Origin of the sequence: Heyndrickxia acidiproducens DSM 23148, from assembly GCF_000374345.1 — a bacterium.
In the GTDB taxonomy this organism is placed as follows: Bacteria; Bacillota; Bacilli; order Bacillales; family Bacillaceae_C; genus Weizmannia; species Weizmannia acidiproducens.
Genome location: NZ_KB893999.1, coordinates 30284 through 48161 on the forward strand (window position 1 = coordinate 30284; position 17878 = coordinate 48161).

Here is a 17878-nt window from a genome sequence, read left to right on the forward strand (position 1 = left end):
ACCATCCATTTCCGGAGTTATGCAAATGCGTTCCGGCTTCTTTTAATCTTCATCGAACTGGACGACTTTTTCACGTACTTCGGCAATGTTGCGCATTTTGTTGTCCCAGCATTTCTGGCTCAGGTCTACCGGGTATTCTTCCGGATTCAGCGAGCGCTTGTACTCATCCCACAGCAGGTTTAAATTACTTTTGGCATATTCTTTGATGCCGTTTAAATCAGGAAGTTCATACACCCGCCTGCCATTTTCAAAAATGGTTTCATGGATATTCACGGCTTCGAAATTGGTCACATATTTACTGATGAAAGTGTGGACTGGATGAAACATTTTCAATCGTTTTTCTTCCGCCGGATTTTCGTCTTGCAGGGCAATATAGTCGCCTTCCAGCTTATTCGTCCGTTTGTTAATAATGCGGTATACTTTCTTCAGCCCCGGTGTCGTCACTTTCTCTGCATTGCTTGAAATTTTAATCGTATCCTGCATTTTGCCGTTCTCATCTTCAATGGAAACCATTTTATACACGGCTCCGAGGGCAGGCTGGTCATAGGCGGTGATCAGTTTTGTGCCCACGCCCCAGGCATCGATTTTTGCACCCTGGGCTTTCAAATGGAAGATCGTGTATTCATCCAGGTCGCTCGATGCAAAAATTTTCGCATCCGGAAAACCGGCATCATCCAGCATTTTGCGTGCCTTTTTCGATAAAAAAGCCATATCGCCGCTGTCCAGGCGGATCCCGATAAAATTAATTTTATCTCCAAATTCTTTTGCGACTTTAATGGCATTCGGCACACCCGAACCCAGTGTGTCATATGTATCAACAAGAAAAAGGCAATTTTTATAAGCCTCCGCGTATTTCCGGAAAGCGGTGTAATCATCGCGGTAAGCCTGCACCATGGCATGGGCATGCGTGCCGCTGATCGGCATGCCAAACAGTTTTCCGGCCCTGACATTGCTTGTCCCGTCAAAACCGCCGATATAAGCGGCACGTGTCCCCCATATCGCTGCGTCCAATTCCTGGGCCCGCCTTGTTCCGAATTCGTAAAGTTCCCCATCTTCTGCAGCCAATTTAATTCTGGCCGCTTTTGTGGCAATTAATGTTTGGTAATTGATGATATTTAAAAGCGCCGTTTCAATGATTTGCGCTTCGGCTAAAGAAGTTTCAACCTGAATGAGCGGTTCGTTTCCAAAAACGAGCTCTCCTTCACGGACCGATCGGAAGGTTCCGGTAAACTTCATTTCACCCAGATACTTCAGAAATTCCTCGTCATAGCCGCCGGTGCTGCGCAAATACTCGATATCATCATTGGTAAAGCGAAAGTGCTCCAAGTAATCCACAATTCTTTCGAGGCCGGCATAGATGGCAAACCCATTGCCAAACGGCATTTTTCTGAAATAAGCCTCGAAGACCGCTTTCCGGTTATGAATACCGTCTTTCCAATAGGCCTGGGCCATATTAATTTGGTACAAATCTGTGTGAAGCGCTAAACTATCGTCTTTATAATGCATTCTATTTCCACTCCTAGTCATGGTTTACCGAACTTCCGCTCCAAGCGAATGTTTAAAGTGATCCAGTGCCCATGCATGCCCCCGGGCGTTAAAACTTGCCACCGCATTTTCATGTATCACCAGCCGGAAACCCTTATTGTAGGCATCTACAGCCGTGTGCAGCACACAAATATCGGTACATACCCCGCATAAATGAAGCTCCGAAATGCCGCGTTCCCGCAATCTTAGTTCCAAATCGGTCCCGCAAAAAGCACTGTAACGGGTTTTATCGATTGCGTGCACTTTGTCGCTGCCCCGATATTTTTCAAACAGCGCCTGCAGTTTCCCGTATAGCGCCCGCCCGGAAGTTCCTTCGATATTGTGCGGCGGAAATAATGATGTCTCCGGATGATAAGGGTCATTTTCGTGATGGCAATCAATCGCGAACACCACATATTCGCCATCTTCGAGAAAGGATTTTGTCAACGCAACAATATTTTCTTCAATAAGCCGGCCCGGTTCCCCGCAGGTTAACCGGCCGTCTGCTGCCACGAAATCATTGGTATAATCGATATTGATGAGTGCCTTCTTTGCGCACATTCCCGATCCCCCTGTCTTTTTCTGAAATTAACCTTATTGTACATGAAACATGCCCGATAGAAAACTTTTTATCAACCGGGGAGGGCAGCCGCCGTCTTAATCAAACGATTGATTAAAAAAGTCACCGGTAAGCCGGCAAATTCATCAATCGTTTGATGAATTGCCACCTGCATGCAAACGGCCGGTTAATCAATCGTTTGATTAACTGTTATACGGCCGTTCATTCACGGATTAAACCAAACCGATGCCGGCCCGGCCGGATAAAAGCACATCCTCGCCGTCATATGTTAAATGATCCGGTTCTTCAGACAGCCATAGCGGCGCATCAAGATCCATATAGTGTATATTTGGATGGGCGGCTGCAAAATGGGCGGCGGCGGCAACGGAAAGGGATGGTTCCATCATGCTCCCCACCATGCATTTTACCCCGTTTGCTTCAGCGACACTGGCAATTTTCCATGCTTCCGCAATCCCGCCGCATTTCATTAATTTGATGTTGATCAGATCAGCATAGCGCCCAGACACAAGCTGAAGTGCATCTTTTGCTGAAAAAACACTTTCATCCGCCATCACCGGAAGGCCCACATGTTCTGTGACGTACTTTAATCCTTCCCAGTCATGTGCGGCAACCGGTTGTTCCACCAGTTCGATCCCGAGATTCCTTTTTTCCATTTCATTTAGCAGCTTAACCGCCTGCTTCGGGGACCAGGCCTGATTGGCATCGAGCCTGAGCATTGTGCCTGCGGGAACAGCTTCCCGAATCGACTCAATTCGTACAATATCCATTTCCGGGTGCGCACCCACCTTGATTTTTAACAAATGGAAACCTGCCTCAACGCTTTTTTCTGCATCCCATGCCATTTTTTCAGGTGTATCAACGCCAATGGTCATCGAGGTTTGAATCCGTTTGGAACCGCCAAGAAAAGCATGCAGCGGCACGTTTAACCATTTGGAATAAGCATCATGCAGTGCCATATCCGCTGCCGCTTTAGCGCTTGTATTGCCAATGCAGCAAAGCCGGACCCTTTTTAACGTGGTCTGAAATTGCTTTAAATCGAGCCCGACGAGTGCCTTTTTAATCGGCCCGGCAAGTGCGGACATGATGCTCTCCGTAGAATCCCCCGTAATCACAACGGTTGGCGCAGCTGCCCCCAGGCCGACGATGCCGTTATCCAGCATGATTTCCACCTCTATGCTGTCAATATCCACGGCTGTCCGTAAGGCTGTTTTAAATGGAACAAGCAGTGGAATGTTCCGGTACTTTACCTGCAAATCCTTTATGATCATGGCGCCTTCTCCCCTTCGTTTTTTAAAAAGCGATTTTTTGCTGCTATTATTATACCATTAATCGCCCGCTTATTATTTAAAACCATGCGTGATTTCTAATTCTTTCGACAGTTTAGTCCGGCCTGTTTTTTCGCGTACGTTCCGCTTTTTCATTTGCATGTTTGTTCCCTGTGAACTTTTTTCTTCTCCTCTCGTCTATTTACAAGGATAAGGGAGAAAGATAGAGGTATGCCGATAATTGAAGGCACTTTTAGATTTACTGCTTATTTTATGAGGAAAGAACCAGCCGCATTTCAAGACCATCTTAGAAACAAAACAATTTTTCACAGGGAACAGGAGTGTGTTTTACATAATGAAAGGACAAGAAAAATCCGTTTTACCGGCAGAAAGAAAAGCTTTATGGCTGGCCGTTCTCATTCTTGCCATTTATCTTTCGCCGATGTATATATTTGGCGGCAATATGCACATCCGGGTACATGATAATTTGGATTCCAATATTGCCTGGTACCGTGTCCTGGATCGGAGCGGGGAATTATTTGGCCCTTTGAACGCAACCATTCCTCAAATCGCAAACGGGCTGCCAAGAAATGCTTATGGCACGGAGTTCAGCGGCATTCAATGGCTTTACGCCTGGTTTCCGCCGGTTACAGCCTACGCGCTCAGCCAGACCATCACAAGAATTTTCGCCTTTTTGGGCATGTACCTGCTGTTAAGCCGGCATTTTATTCAAAACAAGGATGCCTATCTGATCCGCGTCTGGGCCGCACTTGCCTTTGCGATTACACCGTTTTGGCCTTCCGGGATGCTAAGTACTTTAGGCATGCCGCTTGCGCTTTGGGCCTTTTTAAATATAAGGGCGCGCCAAGCCACATGGAAGGAGTGGCTGACGCTGACACTGCTGCCGTTTTACTCCAGTTTTGTACTCGGGTTTTTCTTTTTCTTAACGGCCATGGGGTTGCTGTGGCTTCGCGACCTCATTGTAAAACGGGACTGGAACAGAAAATTTTTCGGCAGCATCGTTTGGATGGTGGTTCTTTATCTTGCGATTGAATACCGGCTCGTTTATTCTTTGGTTTTTTCCGATATGCCGACAAGCCGGAATGATTTTGTCAGTTCAAGGCTTGGTTTTTGGCATACCATGCGGCTCGCTTTATGGAATTATGCTTTCGGGCATACCCATGATATGACCGTTCACACACTTGTGATCCTGCCGCTGTCGTTTATTGTGATGTGGTACATTTACAAATCAGGTGCCTGGCATAAGGAAAAACGTTTTGTTCAGCTGTTTATATTGAATGCCGTTTTATCACTTTGGTATGCTTTTTGGTTTCATAAAGTCTGGGAGCCGTTAAAAGAGGCATTCAGCTTGTTTAACACATTTAACTTTGCAAGATTCCACTTTTTGCGCCCTTTCATTATTTATACAATGTTCGCAGCCGGTGCCTTATTTTTATGGCAGCGCAGTTTAAAATGGAAAAAGTTTGTGAAGGTTTGTCTCGTACTGCAAATTCTTGTGTTATTTGCCTTTAATCCGGAAATCTACTACCGGGCGGCAGGGAAACCTTCGTTCAACCAGTTTTATGCGGTACAGCAATTCAATGAAATCGGCCGTTATATCGGCAAGCCGAAAGATTCCTACCGGGTTGCAAGCATCGGGATTCACCCGAGCATCGCGCAATACAATGGTTTTTACACACTCGATACGTACAATAACTATTATCCATTGTCCTATAAGCGGCAGTTTCGAAAGATCATTGCAAAAGAACTGGACAAGAGCCCGAAATTAAAACGATACTTCGATGAATGGGGAAACCGCTGCTATATTTTTGTCAGTTCTCTGGGCAAAAACTATGAATTTAAAAAAGACAGCCATGTAAAAATCCGCCACCTGCAAATCAGTACAAAAGCATTTAAAAAAATGGGCGGCCGTTACATTTTTTCCGCGGTTCCGATTCTAAATGCCGAACAGGAACATTTGAAGTTGTTGAAAGTATTCCGTCATCAACAATCAGCCTGGGACATTTATTTATATCAAGCAGAATAGCCGGGCTGTGGTAAAAGAGGAGATCAAAAGAATGAATCAATATCCAAACTTAACAATCGTTGTGCCTTGCTATAATGAAGAAGAAGTTTTAAATGAAACGACCAGGCAGCTTTCGGAAGTCATGGATGCTTTAATGGATTTGGAATTGGTCAATGCAGACAGCAGCTTGTTGTTCGTGGATGACGGCAGCCGCGACCGGACTTGGGAAATTATTGAGGCAGCCGCCTCCAGCAGCCCGCTTGTAAAAGGCGTAAAATTGTCGCGTAACGCCGGGCACCAAAATGCGCTGCTTGCAGGTTTGACAGTTGCCGCTGAGCATTCGGACTGCGTGATTTCAATTGATGCCGATCTGCAGGATGATATACAGGTGATCCGGACTTTCGTTGAAAAATATTGGCAGGGATATGATATTGTGTACGGTGTGCGTGACAGCCGCAAAACAGACACGTTTTTTAAACGGACCACTGCGGAAGGATTTTACTGGGTAATGGGAAAACTGGGCATCGAACTGATACCGGATCATGCGGATTTCAGGCTGATGAGCAAAAAAGCACTCGCTGAACTGCTAAAATATAAAGAAACCAACCTTTTTCTGCGCGGCATCGTTCCTTTGCTGGGATTTCCATCTACGAAAGTTTATTATGACAGGAAAGAGCGGATGGCCGGGGAATCAAAATATCCTTTAAAGAAAATGCTGGCTTTTGCTTTTGATGGCATTACCTCATTCAGTATCGCTCCCATCCGCTTTGTAACTGCACTTGGATTTATTTCCTTTATTTTAAGTGCCATTGTCGGTATTTATGCGTTAATTGAAGAATTTCTCGACCGGACTGTCTCGGGCTGGACCTCTTTGATTCTCTCAATCTGGCTTCTCAGCGGACTTGAACTGATGGCAATCGGGCTGATTGGGGAGTATATCGGCAAAATATTTAAAGAGGTGAAAAAGCGTCCACGATTCACCATCGAAAGAAACCTGTACAAAACAGGTAAAAAGGATGGACAATCCTTTTCTTCACAGCTGAGAAAGTGATAAAATAATTGCCAAACCAGCTAAGAATGCATGGCTTTGTGTTTTTTTGAAGGGCGTGATCCGTGATTTTAAAGCATAACAGGCAATACACCACATTTTTAAAATTCTGCCTTGTCGGGGCAGCAAACACCCTCATAGATTTTGCTGTATTTTTTCTTTTGACTTTTATCCATGTGCCGTATCTTGCGGCACAGGCTTGTTCCTATACGGCTGGCATGGTGAACAGTTACCTGTTGAACCGGTTCTGGACCTTTCAGGTAAAGAAGAAAGCGAATTTCAAGGAAGCATTCCGGTTTATGGTCATCAACCTGTTCGTTTACGGGCTGACTTCCTTTTTACTCTTTTTATTTCACCAGCAATGGCATTGGCCGCTTTTATACGCCAAAGTCATTGCAACTTTAGCCGGGATTGCTGTTAACTTCATGGGAAGCCGGCTCTGGGTGTTTCAGGAAAGCCGCAAACAGGCCGGGCAGAGTTAACGGGAGATTTATATAAGATGATTTTTCCGAAGAAAAAAGCTGCTTCCGTTTTATACAGAAGCAGCTTTTGCTCGTTCTATTTTTCTAAAGACGGGCGTTTATTACATCATACCGCCCATTCCGCCCATGTCAGGCATGCCGCCGCCTGCCGCAGGTGCAGCAGCTGGTTCAGGTTTGTCAGCCACAACGGCTTCTGTTGTGAGCAGCATTGCTGCGACAGATGCAGCATTTTGAAGTGCTGAACGGGTAACTTTTGTCGGGTCCACAATACCGGCGTCGATCATGTTTACCCATTCGCCGTTTGCAGCATTGTAGCCGATGCCGACTTTTTCTTTTTTCAGGCGGTCAACAATTACAGAGCCTTCAAGGCCGGCATTCAACGCAATTTGGCGTACCGGTTCTTCCAAGGCGCGCAACACAATGTTCACACCTGTTGCAACGTCGCCTTCTGCCTCAATTGAAGAAACTTTTTGGACGACATTGACAAGTGCAGTACCACCGCCTGCGACGATTCCTTCCTCAACAGCAGCACGTGTTGAGTTCAACGCATCTTCAATACGGAGTTTGCGTTCTTTTAGTTCTGTTTCAGTTGCAGCACCAACTTTGATGACTGCAACGCCGCCAGCCAATTTTGCAAGGCGTTCCTGCAGTTTTTCACGGTCAAATTCAGAAGTGGTTTCTTCCAATTGGGCACGGATTTGGTTGACGCGGGCTGAAATTGCAGCAGAGTCGCCTGCGCCTTCAACGATCGTTGTCGTTTCTTTTGTTACGACAACTTTTCCGGCACGGCCAAGTTGTTCAACCGTTGCAGATTTCAGGTCAAGGCCCAGTTCTTCCGTAATGACTTCGCCGCCTGTTAATGTTGCGATATCTTCGAGCATCGCTTTACGACGGTCACCGAAGCCAGGAGCTTTAACGGCAACAGCATTGAATGTGCCGCGGAGTTTGTTGACAACCAGTGTTGCCAGTGCTTCACCTTCAACGTCTTCAGCAATCAACAGAAGCGGTTTGCCTTGTTGGACCACTTGTTCCAGAACAGGCAGGATTTCCTGGATGTTTGAAATCTTTTTATCGGTAATTAAAATGTATGGGTCATCCAGAACAGCTTCCATTTTATCCGAATCGGTTACCATGTATGGTGATGCATAACCGCGGTCAAATTGCATCCCTTCGACAACATCCATTTCGGTTGAGAAGCCTTTTGATTCTTCAATGGTGATAACGCCATCGTTGCCAACGCGTTCCATTGCTTCCGCGATCAATTCACCAACTTCTTCATCAGCTGAAGAAATCGCAGCAACTTGTGCGATTGAAGCTTTGCCTTCGATTGGTTTAGAGATGGCTTTTAATTCTTCTACGGCTGCAGCAACAGCTTTTTCAATCCCTTTGCGAATGCCAACAGGGTTTGCGCCTGCGGTTACGTTTTTCAACCCTTCGCGGATCATGGCTTGGGCCAAAACGGTTGCAGTCGTTGTTCCGTCACCGGCAACATCGTTTGTTTTGCTGGCAACTTCAGAAACCAGTTTCGCACCCATGTTTTCGAAAGCATCTTCAAGTTCAATTTCTTTTGCAATCGTAACACCGTCATTTGTAATCAGCGGTGAACCGAATTTTTTCTCCAGCACAACATTGCGGCCTTTAGGACCTAATGTTACTTTGACAGCATCTGCAAGTTTGTCAACACCGCGAAGCATACCGCGGCGTGCTTCTTCGCCAAATTTCATCTCTTTTGCCATTTAAAAAACCTCCTCGTATAAAATGAACCATTCTTATTCACGGAATGGGTTTGTTCAACTACAAAACACACGGTTTGCGTGGCACAAATGCCCACTTAAATGAATACAAAAACTATGTTTATTCAACGATAGCTAAAATATCGCTTTCACGTAAGATTAAATATTCGTTTCCTTGGTATTTCACTTCTGTACCAGCATATTTTGAAAAGATAATACGGTCACCTTCCGCTACATCAAGGGAAACACGCTCACCATTTTCCAATACACGCCCGGAACCTACAGCTACAACTTTGCCTTCTTGCGGCTTTTCCTTTGCAGACTCAGGCAGCACAATGCCGCTTGCCGTTTTTTCTTCAGATTCCACCAATTCAATTACGACGCGATCACCTAGTGGTTTTAACAAGTGAAACAACCTCCTTAGTTCGTATTATGTAATTTTTTATCCATTATTAGCACTCACGCCTCATGAGTGCTAACACAATTATAATAATAAATAATTCACTTCTTTTTTGCAAGTCTTAAATGCAACTTTTTTCGTTTTTTTGCCCATGTGCCTTTTCCCTCTAAAAGTATGCTGTAATAAAACCCGATTATGCAAGTTTGAAGGCCTTGCGTTCATTTATATCCCGGTCTGTTTTTGTAAGCCGTTTGCCCATGATTTGAACGGAAGGGCGTTCAATAGTACAATGTAAGGTATACGTGCATGAAAGTAGATGAAAAAATCCAATTTAAAAGCGCGAACGATATCAATATCCAGAAAGGAAATAGCCGTGTGAAAAAAGAGTACATTTATATTCTGGCGACTTATGTTCTCATGCTGTTCTCCAATATTATAGGCTATCCGCTTGTTTACCGTATCGGAGTGAAGGTTTTTCATGAGCCTGCCGCCAGTATGAAAACATTGACTCCTCCGCTTTGGACTGTCATTAGCTTTTTGGTTGGGCTGGCCATTGTCCTGCATTTTTTACGGAAGGCGCTGCAAAAAGAAAAGAGCCGGGTTGAGGCGATGCCGGCGGGGGCTTCTGCTGTATGGGCGGTTTTCGGTGTCTTTCTCACCTTCTTTGCCCAGGCAGCCGGCGTAACAGTTGAATCACTTTTCGGCGTTTCACAAACCTCGGACAATACGAAGCAAATCTTAACACTGATTGAGCGGTTTCCGCTTGTGATTCTGATCAGTTCAATCGCTGGTCCGATTATGGAAGAAATCGTCTTCCGCAAGATCATTTTCGGCTCCCTGCGCAAGCGCTTCTCATTTATCATCTCGGGAGTCATCAGCTCTGTTATTTTCGGGCTTGCCCACACGGAACCCAGCCATTTGTTTCTCTATTCTCTTCTCGGACTTACCCTTGCCTTTTTATATGAAAAGACAAAGCGGATTACTGTTCCTATGTTTGCGCATGTTACGATGAATACCATTGTTGTGGTCCTGCAATTCATGCAGCCGTCTATTCAGCAGTCATTACAATTCCATGAGGTTAACAGCATAATTGGAGGATTTATTTTATGAGACCACTTTTTTCAGGAGTCATCAATTGCCTGCTCGGGGCTTTATTTACTTATTTCGCCATTCAGCAGGTACGGGTAAGCGGCTGGGGTTTTTTTTGCTACCTCCTGCTTTTCATTGCCACTTTAGATTTAGGATCAGGGATCAGATTGATTCTGCTTCACTTCAAAATTAAAAAGTCGGCAAAAAAATAAAGAACCTTACACAAAAAAAGCCGGGTGTGCGACCCACGCTGGATCCTCAAACACCCGGCTGTTATCATTCCGTTTTGATCATTTCAAACGCTTACAAATCTTTTCCAGCTTTTTAAGGTGCCGCTGTCCCGTCCAAAACCGGTTTTTCACCCGGCGCCTTTGCTTTACGGTAAGCCATCGCCGATATCCCGATGCTGATTTCATATAACACAATCAGCGGAATGCTTACAATCAGCTGGGAAAAAACATCCGGGGGTGTCATCACCGCCGCCGTTACGATTAAGGAAAAATAGGCGTACTTCCTGGCTTTTTTTAAAAGTTTCGGTGTGATGATGCCAAGGCGGGTAAAAAACATCGTGATGACCGGCATTTGGAAAACAAATCCAAAAGGCAGCGTAATGCGGAGCAAAAAGCTGAAATATTCACGGATCCCGATCACGCTATGAATGCCCATTTCATTTGACAGCCCTATCATAAAGTGAACCATTAATGGAAAGAGAACATAATAGGCAAATAAAACGCCGGAAATGAACAGAAGAAAAGAAATCGGAATAAAACTTAATGTAATTCTCCGCTCTTTCTCATACAGGCCCGGGCTGACAAAGGCCCAGAGCTGATAAAGAATGACCGGCAGAACCAAAAGGCAGGCAATCACGATCGTCACTTCCATGTACACCTTTAATGGATCGGTCACCCTAAAAGCGTTCATCGTTAACATCCGGGCTTCTTCTGCATGCTGCAAATAGCGGATCACGGGCTTGGCGGCAAACAGGCTTATTATCACAGCAAGAACAAAGAAAACGACAACCGTAATCAGCCGTTTTCTCAACTCCTGGATATGTTCGGCAACCGTCATGTCTTTTGCATTCAAACCGCTTCACCCGAAATGCTTACCAGCAGTCTTTTTTTGCAAGCCCCGGCTGCCGGACCGTCTTTCATGCGCGCTTTCACAATTCCAGATAATTCCAACCCGTTTCTTAATGCCGTTTTCATCCGGGCACCCCCCTGTACCCCATATGATAACGGAAAAAAGCAGATTTGGCTATGACTTCATTATACTTTCTTGGGAATTTTCCGCCTCATTTGAATAGTGTTGCAAAAAGTAAATAAGGGCCTGGAGTTCCACAGCCAGATCAATATGGTGGACACGAATATTCGCCGGTACATTCAAGCGGGCGGGCGTAAAGTTTAGAATGCCTTTCACATTGGTATCTGCCAATTGGTCCGTAACAACTTGTGCAGCAGTGGACGGCACCGTCAAAATAACAACCGTAATGTCTTCCTGGCAAAGGCGCGATTTCAGTTCACCCATGCTGAATACCGGGACGTCCCCTACCCGTTTGCCTACCTTGCTGTCATCGCTGTCAAATGCCATCACAATCTTTGCACTGTTGTTTTTGGAAAAGTTATAGTTCAATAACGCCGTACCCAGATTTCCGACGCCGATCAGCGCAACGCCTGTCATTTCATCCTGGTTTAAAGTTTTACTGAAAAAAGATAATAAATATTTAACATTATAGCCATATCCTTTTTTTCCCAATGCCCCGAAATAGGAAAAGTCCCGGCGGATCGTTGCTGAATCGACTTTCACCGCCTCGCTCAGTTCAGCGGATGAAACCCTTTGTTTTCCAAGTGTATACAAATTTCGCAAGTAACGATAATATAATGGTAACCGTTTTGCTGTTGCTTGTGGTATTTTAGCTGATTCGTCTTTCATATATATGAGTCCCCCATGTTGAATCGTCGTATTTTGGATCTTTTTTCTCTAAAAATAAACGGCTGAATCACTGGAAGCGCTGCCAACCTTTACTTTTATCTTACTCCTAAATGTTGCAAATATAAATTACAACTTTAAAAATACGATCTTCCATACTAAAATTCTCTTCCACTATGTTAAATATATCACAAATTCAAACGCATGACAGCTATTATGTCAAGCTTTTTTGCTAATGATTGACAGGTGGCAATTCTGTTGCGGAGCCTGCCTCTTTTACTGTACACTTACTATATTACAGAGGTGAATACAAAGATGATGTTACTGCAAGTTCAACAAATCACAAAATATTTTGGTGCTGAACTTATTTTATCCAATATAAAATTAGAAATTCAGACAAAAGACCGCATTGCGTTAGTCGGGAGGAACGGAGCAGGAAAATCCACCCTTTTGAAAATGATTGCAGGCCAGCTATCGTATGATGAAGGCGCCATCATCAGGCCAAACGGTGTCGAAATTGGTTATTTAGCGCAAAATACGGGGCTGGAATCCAATTTGTCGATTTGGGATGAAATGCTGTCTGTGTTTGAAAATCTCCGTAAAATGGAAAAGCAGCTGCGGTCGATGGAACAAAAAATGACCGAGCCTTCCGTTTACAACAATCCGAATGCTTACGAAAAGCTGATGCAAGCGTATGATGACTTGCAAATCCGGTTTAAGGACGAAGGCGGTTACCAATTCGAAGCAGATATCCGCTCTGTTTTGCACGGGTTTAACTTTCAGCAATACGATTACAGCACACCGATCCATACGCTTAGCGGCGGCCAAAAAACGCGGCTTGCACTCGCGAAACTGTTGCTGAAAAAACCCGATATCCTGATTCTGGACGAGCCTACTAACCATCTTGATATTGAAACGCTCTCCTGGCTTGAGCAATATTTGCAAAGCTACCAGGGCGCCATCTTAATCGTTTCGCATGACCGCTATTTTCTTGATAAAGTAGTCAACCAGGTATATGAAATCTCCCGCCATTCGATCAGAAAATTCCACGGCAATTACAGCAGCTATCTCGTTCAAAAAGCGGAGCAATATGAGCGGGATTTGAAGCAGTACGAAAAGCAGCAGGAGAAAGTTGCCAAACTGCAGGATTTTATCCAAAAAAATATTGCCCGCGCGACGACGACAAAGCGTGCCCAAAGCCGGCGGAAACAGCTTGACAGAATGGAATTGATGGACCGGCCGGCCGGGGACGAAAAATCGGCCCATTTCAGTTTTGAAATAGAAAAACAAAGCGGCAATGAAGTGCTGCATGTCATCGATGCGGAAATTGGCTACAACCACAAAGCCATTACCCGCAATATCACATTTTCAGTAAAAAGAGAAGACAGCGTAGCGCTTGTCGGCCCGAACGGAATCGGTAAATCGACATTGATCAAAACCATTATCGATAAAATTCCGTTGCTTTCCGGTACCATTCAGTTTGGCTCCAATGTCACAATCGGCTACTATGACCAGGAGCAGGCAGATCTCTCTTCAAATAAAAATGTTTTGCAGGAACTTTGGGATGAATATCCGCTTAAACCGGAAAAAGAAATTCGCTCGGCACTGGGAAATTTCCTATTTTCCGGGGATGATGTGTTAAAAAACGTGTCTTCTTTGAGCGGCGGTGAAAAAGCGCGCCTCGCCCTCGCAAAACTTATGCTGCAAAAAGCCAATTTCCTGATCCTCGACGAACCCACAAACCACCTTGACCTGGACAGCAAGGAAGTATTGGAAAATGCATTAATCGATTATCCCGGGACAATCTTATTTATCTCGCACGACCGCTACTTTATTAACCGGATTGCTACTAAAGTCATCGAACTCTCCCAAGAGGGGACGCGCGAATTTCTCGGCGATTATGATTATTATGTCCAAAAACGGGAAGAAATGCTGGAACTTGAAAGGCTTGAGAACTTCCAGCAAGACAGAAAGAAAACAGAACAGCCTGCAAAGACAAACTACAAAATCGATAAAGAAGCAAAGAAATTAGAGCGCCAGAAAAAACGAAGAATTGAAGAGATCGAAACGAATATTGAAAAACTTGAAACCGAAATAAGTGAATGGGAACATAAACTGTCAGACCCCGATATTTTTCAGGATCATCAGAAGATGCTGCAATTCACGAAAGAAATGGAAGACCGCAAGAAACAACTCGATGCCTTGATGGACGAATGGGCTGAATTGAGTGAATAACATGAAGCCGCGCCGTTGAATCGCCATGCTTAAAGGACATGGCGGTCAGCAGCCCGGCTTTTTTTGTGTTTTCAAATCAAATCTTCCAAAAGCATTGTAAATCTATTCACATCTTTATGCACAGTTTACTTCTTGATGCACGGCTTTTTCATTTGGTTTTCCACAAAGTCCACAATTATCAACAATTTTATCCACATTATACACAGGTTTTTAAGCAAGAATTTGATAAGTTTTACACAGATCGAGATTGTTATCAACAACTTTTCCACAGATTGTGCACAATTCTGTTTATTTTGTATAAATCAATCAAAAAAAGGTTGTTATGCTTGTGTTCAACACAACAACCTGAATGATTCACATGTGTATAAGTTTTTTATTTAGAAGTTGTCCATTTCAAGCCCGGGATCGGCATTTAAATCAAGCGCGCTCCGCTTCCCTTTTTCAAACAAAACAGTGCCGCAAGCCCCGATCATGGCTGCATTATCTGTGCACAAGCGGATCGGGGGGATGCTTAGTTCGACTTCCGGCAACTCGAGAAAAGCTGTCTTTAAGGCGGCGCGGAGTCCTTTATTCGCTGCGACGCCGCCCGCAACCAGCACTTCTTTTACATTAAATTCATGTACGGCCTCAAGCGTCTTAGAAACAAGGACATCGATCACGCTTTGCTGAAAACTTGCCGCCATGTCTTCAGGCTTGATTGTCTCCCCTCTTTGTTCCGCATTATGCAGCGTGTTGATGACCGCTGATTTTAATCCGCTAAAGCTGAAATCATAGGAACCTTCGAGCCACGAGCGCGGCAAATCAATATTTGCTTCACCTTCATGGGCAAGGCGGTCAATTTGCGGGCCTCCCGGATATGGAAGCCCCAATGTCCGCGCCACCTTATCATACGCTTCCCCGGCGGCATCGTCCCTTGTTTCCCCGATGACTTCAAATTCAGCATGGCCTTTCATCAGTACAAGCTCCGTATGGCCGCCGGAAACAACCAATGCGAGTAACGGGAATTTCATCTCGCTTTCCAGCCGATTGGCATAAATATGGCCGGCAATATGATGGACGCCTACAAGCGGGAGGCCATTTGCAAAAGCAAGTGCCTTTGCAGCATTGACACCGACCAGCAGCGCTCCCACCAGGCCCGGCCCTTCTGTTACGGCAATTGCATCCAAATCCTGAAAAGTAATACCGGCTTCTTCCATTGCCGCCTCAATGACAATTGTAATTTGTTCAACGTGATGGCGGGAAGCAAGTTCCGGTACCACGCCGCCAAAACGCTTGTGGCTTTCAATTTGGGAAGCCACCACATTTGAAACAATTTTCGTTCCGTTTTGAATCACCGCTGCTGCTGTTTCGTCACAGCTCGTTTCTATGCCTAACACCAATAAATCTTTTTTCATCATAAGTTCACCCACATCACAATCGCATCTTCATAATTATCTGTATAGTAACCCTTTCGTATGCCGCCTTCCTGAAATCCCAGTTTTTTATAGAGGGACCTTGCAATAGTATTGCTGACGCGCACTTCCAAACTCAATGTTTTTGCTTTGCTCAACTGTGCATACTCCATTACATGCATTAACAATGCTTCTCCCAACTTACGGCCGCGGTATTCAGGCAATACTGCGAGGTTGGTCACATGCGCTTCATCAATAATAATCCATACCCCGCAGTACCCGATAATCTTCTCCTCGTCAACGAGAACCAAATACGTTGCGAAATGGTTATGGACAAATTCGTTGTAAAAAGCTTCCCGCGTCCACGGCATCGTAAAGGATTGCTTTTCCACATTGTATATGCCCTCCAAATCGTCCAGTGTGGCTTTTCGCAGAATGATATCTCCCATTTTCCTCATATCCTAACTTTAATCTCTTTTATGCTTTTCAAGCCATTTTGCTTCAGCTTCTACTAAACGTATGTAATTTGGAACAAATGTGTGTACCTCTTCCGCCGGCTGTTCGATTCCGAGTTTGGCCAATTCGCCGGGGCGCGGAATATGCAGAGTCCAATCTGCAACAAACATTTGGTGCTGCAACTGATCCTTTAAAGTATCTTCGTGCAGGGCGACATCCTGGCCAATAAACAAAACAGGCCGGCCATATTTGCGCAGCCGCTCTCCCCAATCAGCAGCTGGTACATTGCAGTCATCAATTACCGTCTCAATTCGTCCATCCTGATACCGGTAAAGGCCGGTGTAGATCCGGCCTCTTCTTGCATCAAACAGCGGCGAAATATAGCCGTTGAAATACCGTCCTGCTGCCGCCATAAACTTCAGGCTTGAGACACCGGCCAAGGGAATTTTCAAGCTCCAGGCCATCGTTTTTGCAATCGTAACCCCAATCCTGATTCCTGTATAGGAACCCGGTCCCTTTGCCACAACAATTTTATCCAGTTCAGACGGTTCGACACTGCAGTCCTTCATGATTTGCTGAATGGCCGGCATCACGCGGATACTGTGGTTTTTTTTCAGATTGGTCATATATTCAGCCAGCACTTTTTTACCGTCGATCAAGGAAACCCCTAATACTTCATTTGATGTATCAATTGCCAAGACTTTCATGAAAAAGACTCCTCACATAATAATACGTATCTCTTTCCATTGGGTTTGGCTTCAATGCTGCGCCTGTTATCCCCAAGATGGCGGATGCTGATCTCCAAATATTCATCCGGAAGCTGGTCTTTAATCATATGCGCCCATTCCACGATGGTCACACCCCCGCCTTCAAAATATTCGTCAAAGCCAAGATCTTCCCCGGAATCTTCCAATCGGTATACATCCATATGGTACAGCGGCATACGCCCCCGGTATTCTTTTATAAGCGTAAATGTCGGGCTGTTGACTGTCCGTTGAATGCCAAGTCCTTTTGCTATTCCTTTCGTAAACGTTGTTTTTCCCGCCCCCAGATCACCTTCCAATAGGAGTACATCACCAGGCTTGAGATGTTCGGCCATCTTTGCCGCAAAGGTAAATGTTTCCTCAGGGCTGCCGGAAATCCAATTATATGTATTCATTGTTCTGAATCCCCTTTTTGCAGAATTCATTTTTTATAAAAAAAGCCTTAGGAACCCATCCTAAGGTAATTCTTGTAATTATAGTTTAACCTATTTTTATGAAATGAGCAAAAAAACCCGGATAAAAAATAACAAGCAGGACATTTTTTATGTCTGCTTGTTATTTACTGATTGCGGGGGTAGGATTTGAACCTACGACCTTCGGGTTATGAGCCCGACGAGCTACCAGACTGCTCCACCCCGCGATAATATAAAGGTTACAGCCCGGCAATGTCCTACTCTCGCAGGGGGAAACCCCCAACTACCATCGGCGCTGAGAAGCTTAACTTCCGTGTTCGGGATGGAAACGGGTGTGGCCTTCTCGCCATTATTGCCGGACCGTATTGAGTTGTAAAGGATGTATTCCTTCAAAACTGGATAGGAGAAAAACAAGTAAAACCAAGAATTGCACTTCTAAACTGTCCAGCTCCAGCGCCTATCGGCTGGCGTATTTCTCCGTCTTCTCCCTCCGATAAATCAACATCAGCTCGTAAAAACCACTCGCTGTGTTTCCTTTATCTCAGT

The 17878-nt window shown here is 44.9% G+C and carries 18 protein-coding genes, 1 tRNA gene and 1 rRNA gene; 6 read left to right on the forward strand and 14 right to left on the reverse strand.

What is annotated here, in order from left to right:
- Positions 1 to 42 precede the first annotated feature (42 nt).
- From C232_RS0110180 to C232_RS0110190, 3 genes are all read right to left on the reverse strand, one after another.
- Complete coding sequence (locus C232_RS0110180; RefSeq protein WP_018663917.1) at positions 43 to 1506, reverse strand: nicotinate phosphoribosyltransferase; 1464 nt, start codon at positions 1504 to 1506, stop codon at positions 43 to 45.
- Between the two features lie 24 nt (positions 1507 to 1530).
- Positions 1531 to 2085, reverse strand: a complete 555-nt coding sequence (locus C232_RS0110185) for a cysteine hydrolase family protein (RefSeq protein ID WP_018663918.1) — start codon at positions 2083 to 2085, stop codon at positions 1531 to 1533.
- Positions 2086 to 2316: 231 nt separating this feature from the next.
- Positions 2317 to 3372, reverse strand: a complete 1056-nt coding sequence (locus C232_RS0110190; protein WP_018663919.1) for a dipeptide epimerase — start codon at positions 3370 to 3372, stop codon at positions 2317 to 2319.
- A gap of 352 nt (positions 3373 to 3724) precedes the next feature.
- Between C232_RS0110190 and C232_RS0110200 the strand changes: the two genes are divergently transcribed.
- From C232_RS0110200 to C232_RS0110210, 3 genes are all read left to right on the forward strand, one after another.
- Positions 3725 to 5416: a DUF6044 family protein gene (locus C232_RS0110200; protein WP_018663920.1), complete on the forward strand. Its 1692-nt coding sequence runs from the start codon at positions 3725 to 3727 to the stop codon at positions 5414 to 5416.
- A gap of 31 nt (positions 5417 to 5447) precedes the next feature.
- Positions 5448 to 6446: a glycosyltransferase family 2 protein gene (locus tag C232_RS0110205; protein WP_018663921.1), complete on the forward strand. Its 999-nt coding sequence runs from the start codon at positions 5448 to 5450 to the stop codon at positions 6444 to 6446.
- 62 nt (positions 6447 to 6508) lie between these two features.
- Positions 6509 to 6925, forward strand: a complete 417-nt coding sequence (locus C232_RS0110210) for a GtrA family protein (RefSeq protein ID WP_018663922.1) — start codon at positions 6509 to 6511, stop codon at positions 6923 to 6925.
- A 101-nt stretch (positions 6926 to 7026) separates the two neighbouring features.
- Here C232_RS0110210 and groL read toward each other — a convergent pair whose 3' ends face one another.
- The gene (gene groL, locus C232_RS0110215; protein ID WP_018663923.1) at positions 7027 to 8661 is read right to left on the reverse strand and encodes a chaperonin GroEL; all 1635 of its coding nucleotides are present in this window, start codon (positions 8659 to 8661) and stop codon (positions 7027 to 7029) included.
- Positions 8662 to 8779: 118 nt separating this feature from the next.
- Positions 8780 to 9064 (reverse strand): co-chaperone GroES, encoded by a 285-nt coding sequence (groES, locus tag C232_RS0110220; RefSeq protein ID WP_018663924.1) that lies wholly within the window; start codon positions 9062 to 9064, stop codon positions 8780 to 8782.
- 300 nt (positions 9065 to 9364) lie between these two features.
- Here groES and C232_RS0110225 point away from each other — a divergent pair, with 300 nt between their 5' ends.
- The gene (locus tag C232_RS0110225; RefSeq protein WP_018663925.1) at positions 9365 to 10168 is read left to right on the forward strand and encodes a CPBP family intramembrane glutamic endopeptidase; all 804 of its coding nucleotides are present in this window, start codon (positions 9365 to 9367) and stop codon (positions 10166 to 10168) included.
- Positions 10165 to 10359 (forward strand): YdiK family protein, encoded by a 195-nt coding sequence (locus tag C232_RS0110230; protein ID WP_018663926.1) that lies wholly within the window; start codon positions 10165 to 10167, stop codon positions 10357 to 10359. Before C232_RS0110225 ends, C232_RS0110230 begins: the two co-directional genes overlap by 4 nt.
- Positions 10360 to 10471: 112 nt before the next feature.
- Here C232_RS0110230 and tatC read toward each other — a convergent pair whose 3' ends face one another.
- The 3 genes from tatC to C232_RS0110245 are packed head-to-tail and all read right to left on the reverse strand — an operon-like array spanning position 10472 to position 12076.
- Complete coding sequence (tatC, locus tag C232_RS0110235) at positions 10472 to 11230, reverse strand: twin-arginine translocase subunit TatC (RefSeq protein WP_018663927.1); 759 nt, start codon at positions 11228 to 11230, stop codon at positions 10472 to 10474.
- On the reverse strand, positions 11227 to 11352 hold the full coding sequence (locus C232_RS20370) for a hypothetical protein (RefSeq protein WP_018663928.1): 126 nt from the start codon (positions 11350 to 11352) through the stop codon (positions 11227 to 11229). The genes tatC and C232_RS20370 overlap by 4 nt, the downstream gene beginning before the upstream one ends.
- 49 nt (positions 11353 to 11401) lie before the next feature.
- Positions 11402 to 12076, reverse strand: coding sequence for a redox-sensing transcriptional repressor Rex (locus tag C232_RS0110245; protein WP_018663929.1), 675 nt, complete (start codon positions 12074 to 12076; stop codon positions 11402 to 11404).
- 312 nt (positions 12077 to 12388) lie between these two features.
- On the opposite strand from C232_RS0110245, the gene C232_RS0110250 reads away from it, so the two are divergent.
- The gene (locus C232_RS0110250; protein ID WP_018663930.1) at positions 12389 to 14308 is read left to right on the forward strand and encodes an ABC-F family ATP-binding cassette domain-containing protein; all 1920 of its coding nucleotides are present in this window, start codon (positions 12389 to 12391) and stop codon (positions 14306 to 14308) included.
- A gap of 377 nt (positions 14309 to 14685) precedes the next feature.
- Here the strand turns inward: C232_RS0110250 and tsaD are convergent, their stop codons facing one another.
- The 6 genes from tsaD to rrf all read right to left on the reverse strand — a co-directional run bounded on the left by tsaD (position 14686) and on the right by rrf (position 17692).
- Positions 14686 to 15702 carry a tRNA (adenosine(37)-N6)-threonylcarbamoyltransferase complex transferase subunit TsaD gene (tsaD, locus tag C232_RS0110255; protein ID WP_018663931.1) on the reverse strand — a complete coding sequence of 339 codons (1017 nt, stop codon included), beginning with the start codon at positions 15700 to 15702 and terminating at the stop codon, positions 14686 to 14688.
- Positions 15702 to 16157 (reverse strand): ribosomal protein S18-alanine N-acetyltransferase, encoded by a 456-nt coding sequence (rimI, locus tag C232_RS0110260; protein WP_081622751.1) that lies wholly within the window; start codon positions 16155 to 16157, stop codon positions 15702 to 15704. The genes tsaD and rimI overlap by 1 nt, the downstream gene beginning before the upstream one ends.
- A 9-nt stretch (positions 16158 to 16166) precedes the next feature.
- Positions 16167 to 16862 (reverse strand): tRNA (adenosine(37)-N6)-threonylcarbamoyltransferase complex dimerization subunit type 1 TsaB, encoded by a 696-nt coding sequence (gene tsaB, locus C232_RS0110265; protein ID WP_018663933.1) that lies wholly within the window; start codon positions 16860 to 16862, stop codon positions 16167 to 16169.
- Positions 16859 to 17314, reverse strand: a complete 456-nt coding sequence (gene tsaE, locus C232_RS0110270; RefSeq protein WP_018663934.1) for a tRNA (adenosine(37)-N6)-threonylcarbamoyltransferase complex ATPase subunit type 1 TsaE — start codon at positions 17312 to 17314, stop codon at positions 16859 to 16861. The genes tsaB and tsaE overlap by 4 nt, the downstream gene beginning before the upstream one ends.
- 171 nt (positions 17315 to 17485) lie before the next feature.
- A tRNA-Met gene (locus C232_RS0110275) sits at positions 17486 to 17559 on the reverse strand.
- A gap of 17 nt (positions 17560 to 17576) precedes the next feature.
- Positions 17577 to 17692, reverse strand: a 5S ribosomal RNA gene (gene rrf, locus C232_RS0110280).
- Between the last annotated feature and the right edge of the window lie 186 nt (positions 17693 to 17878).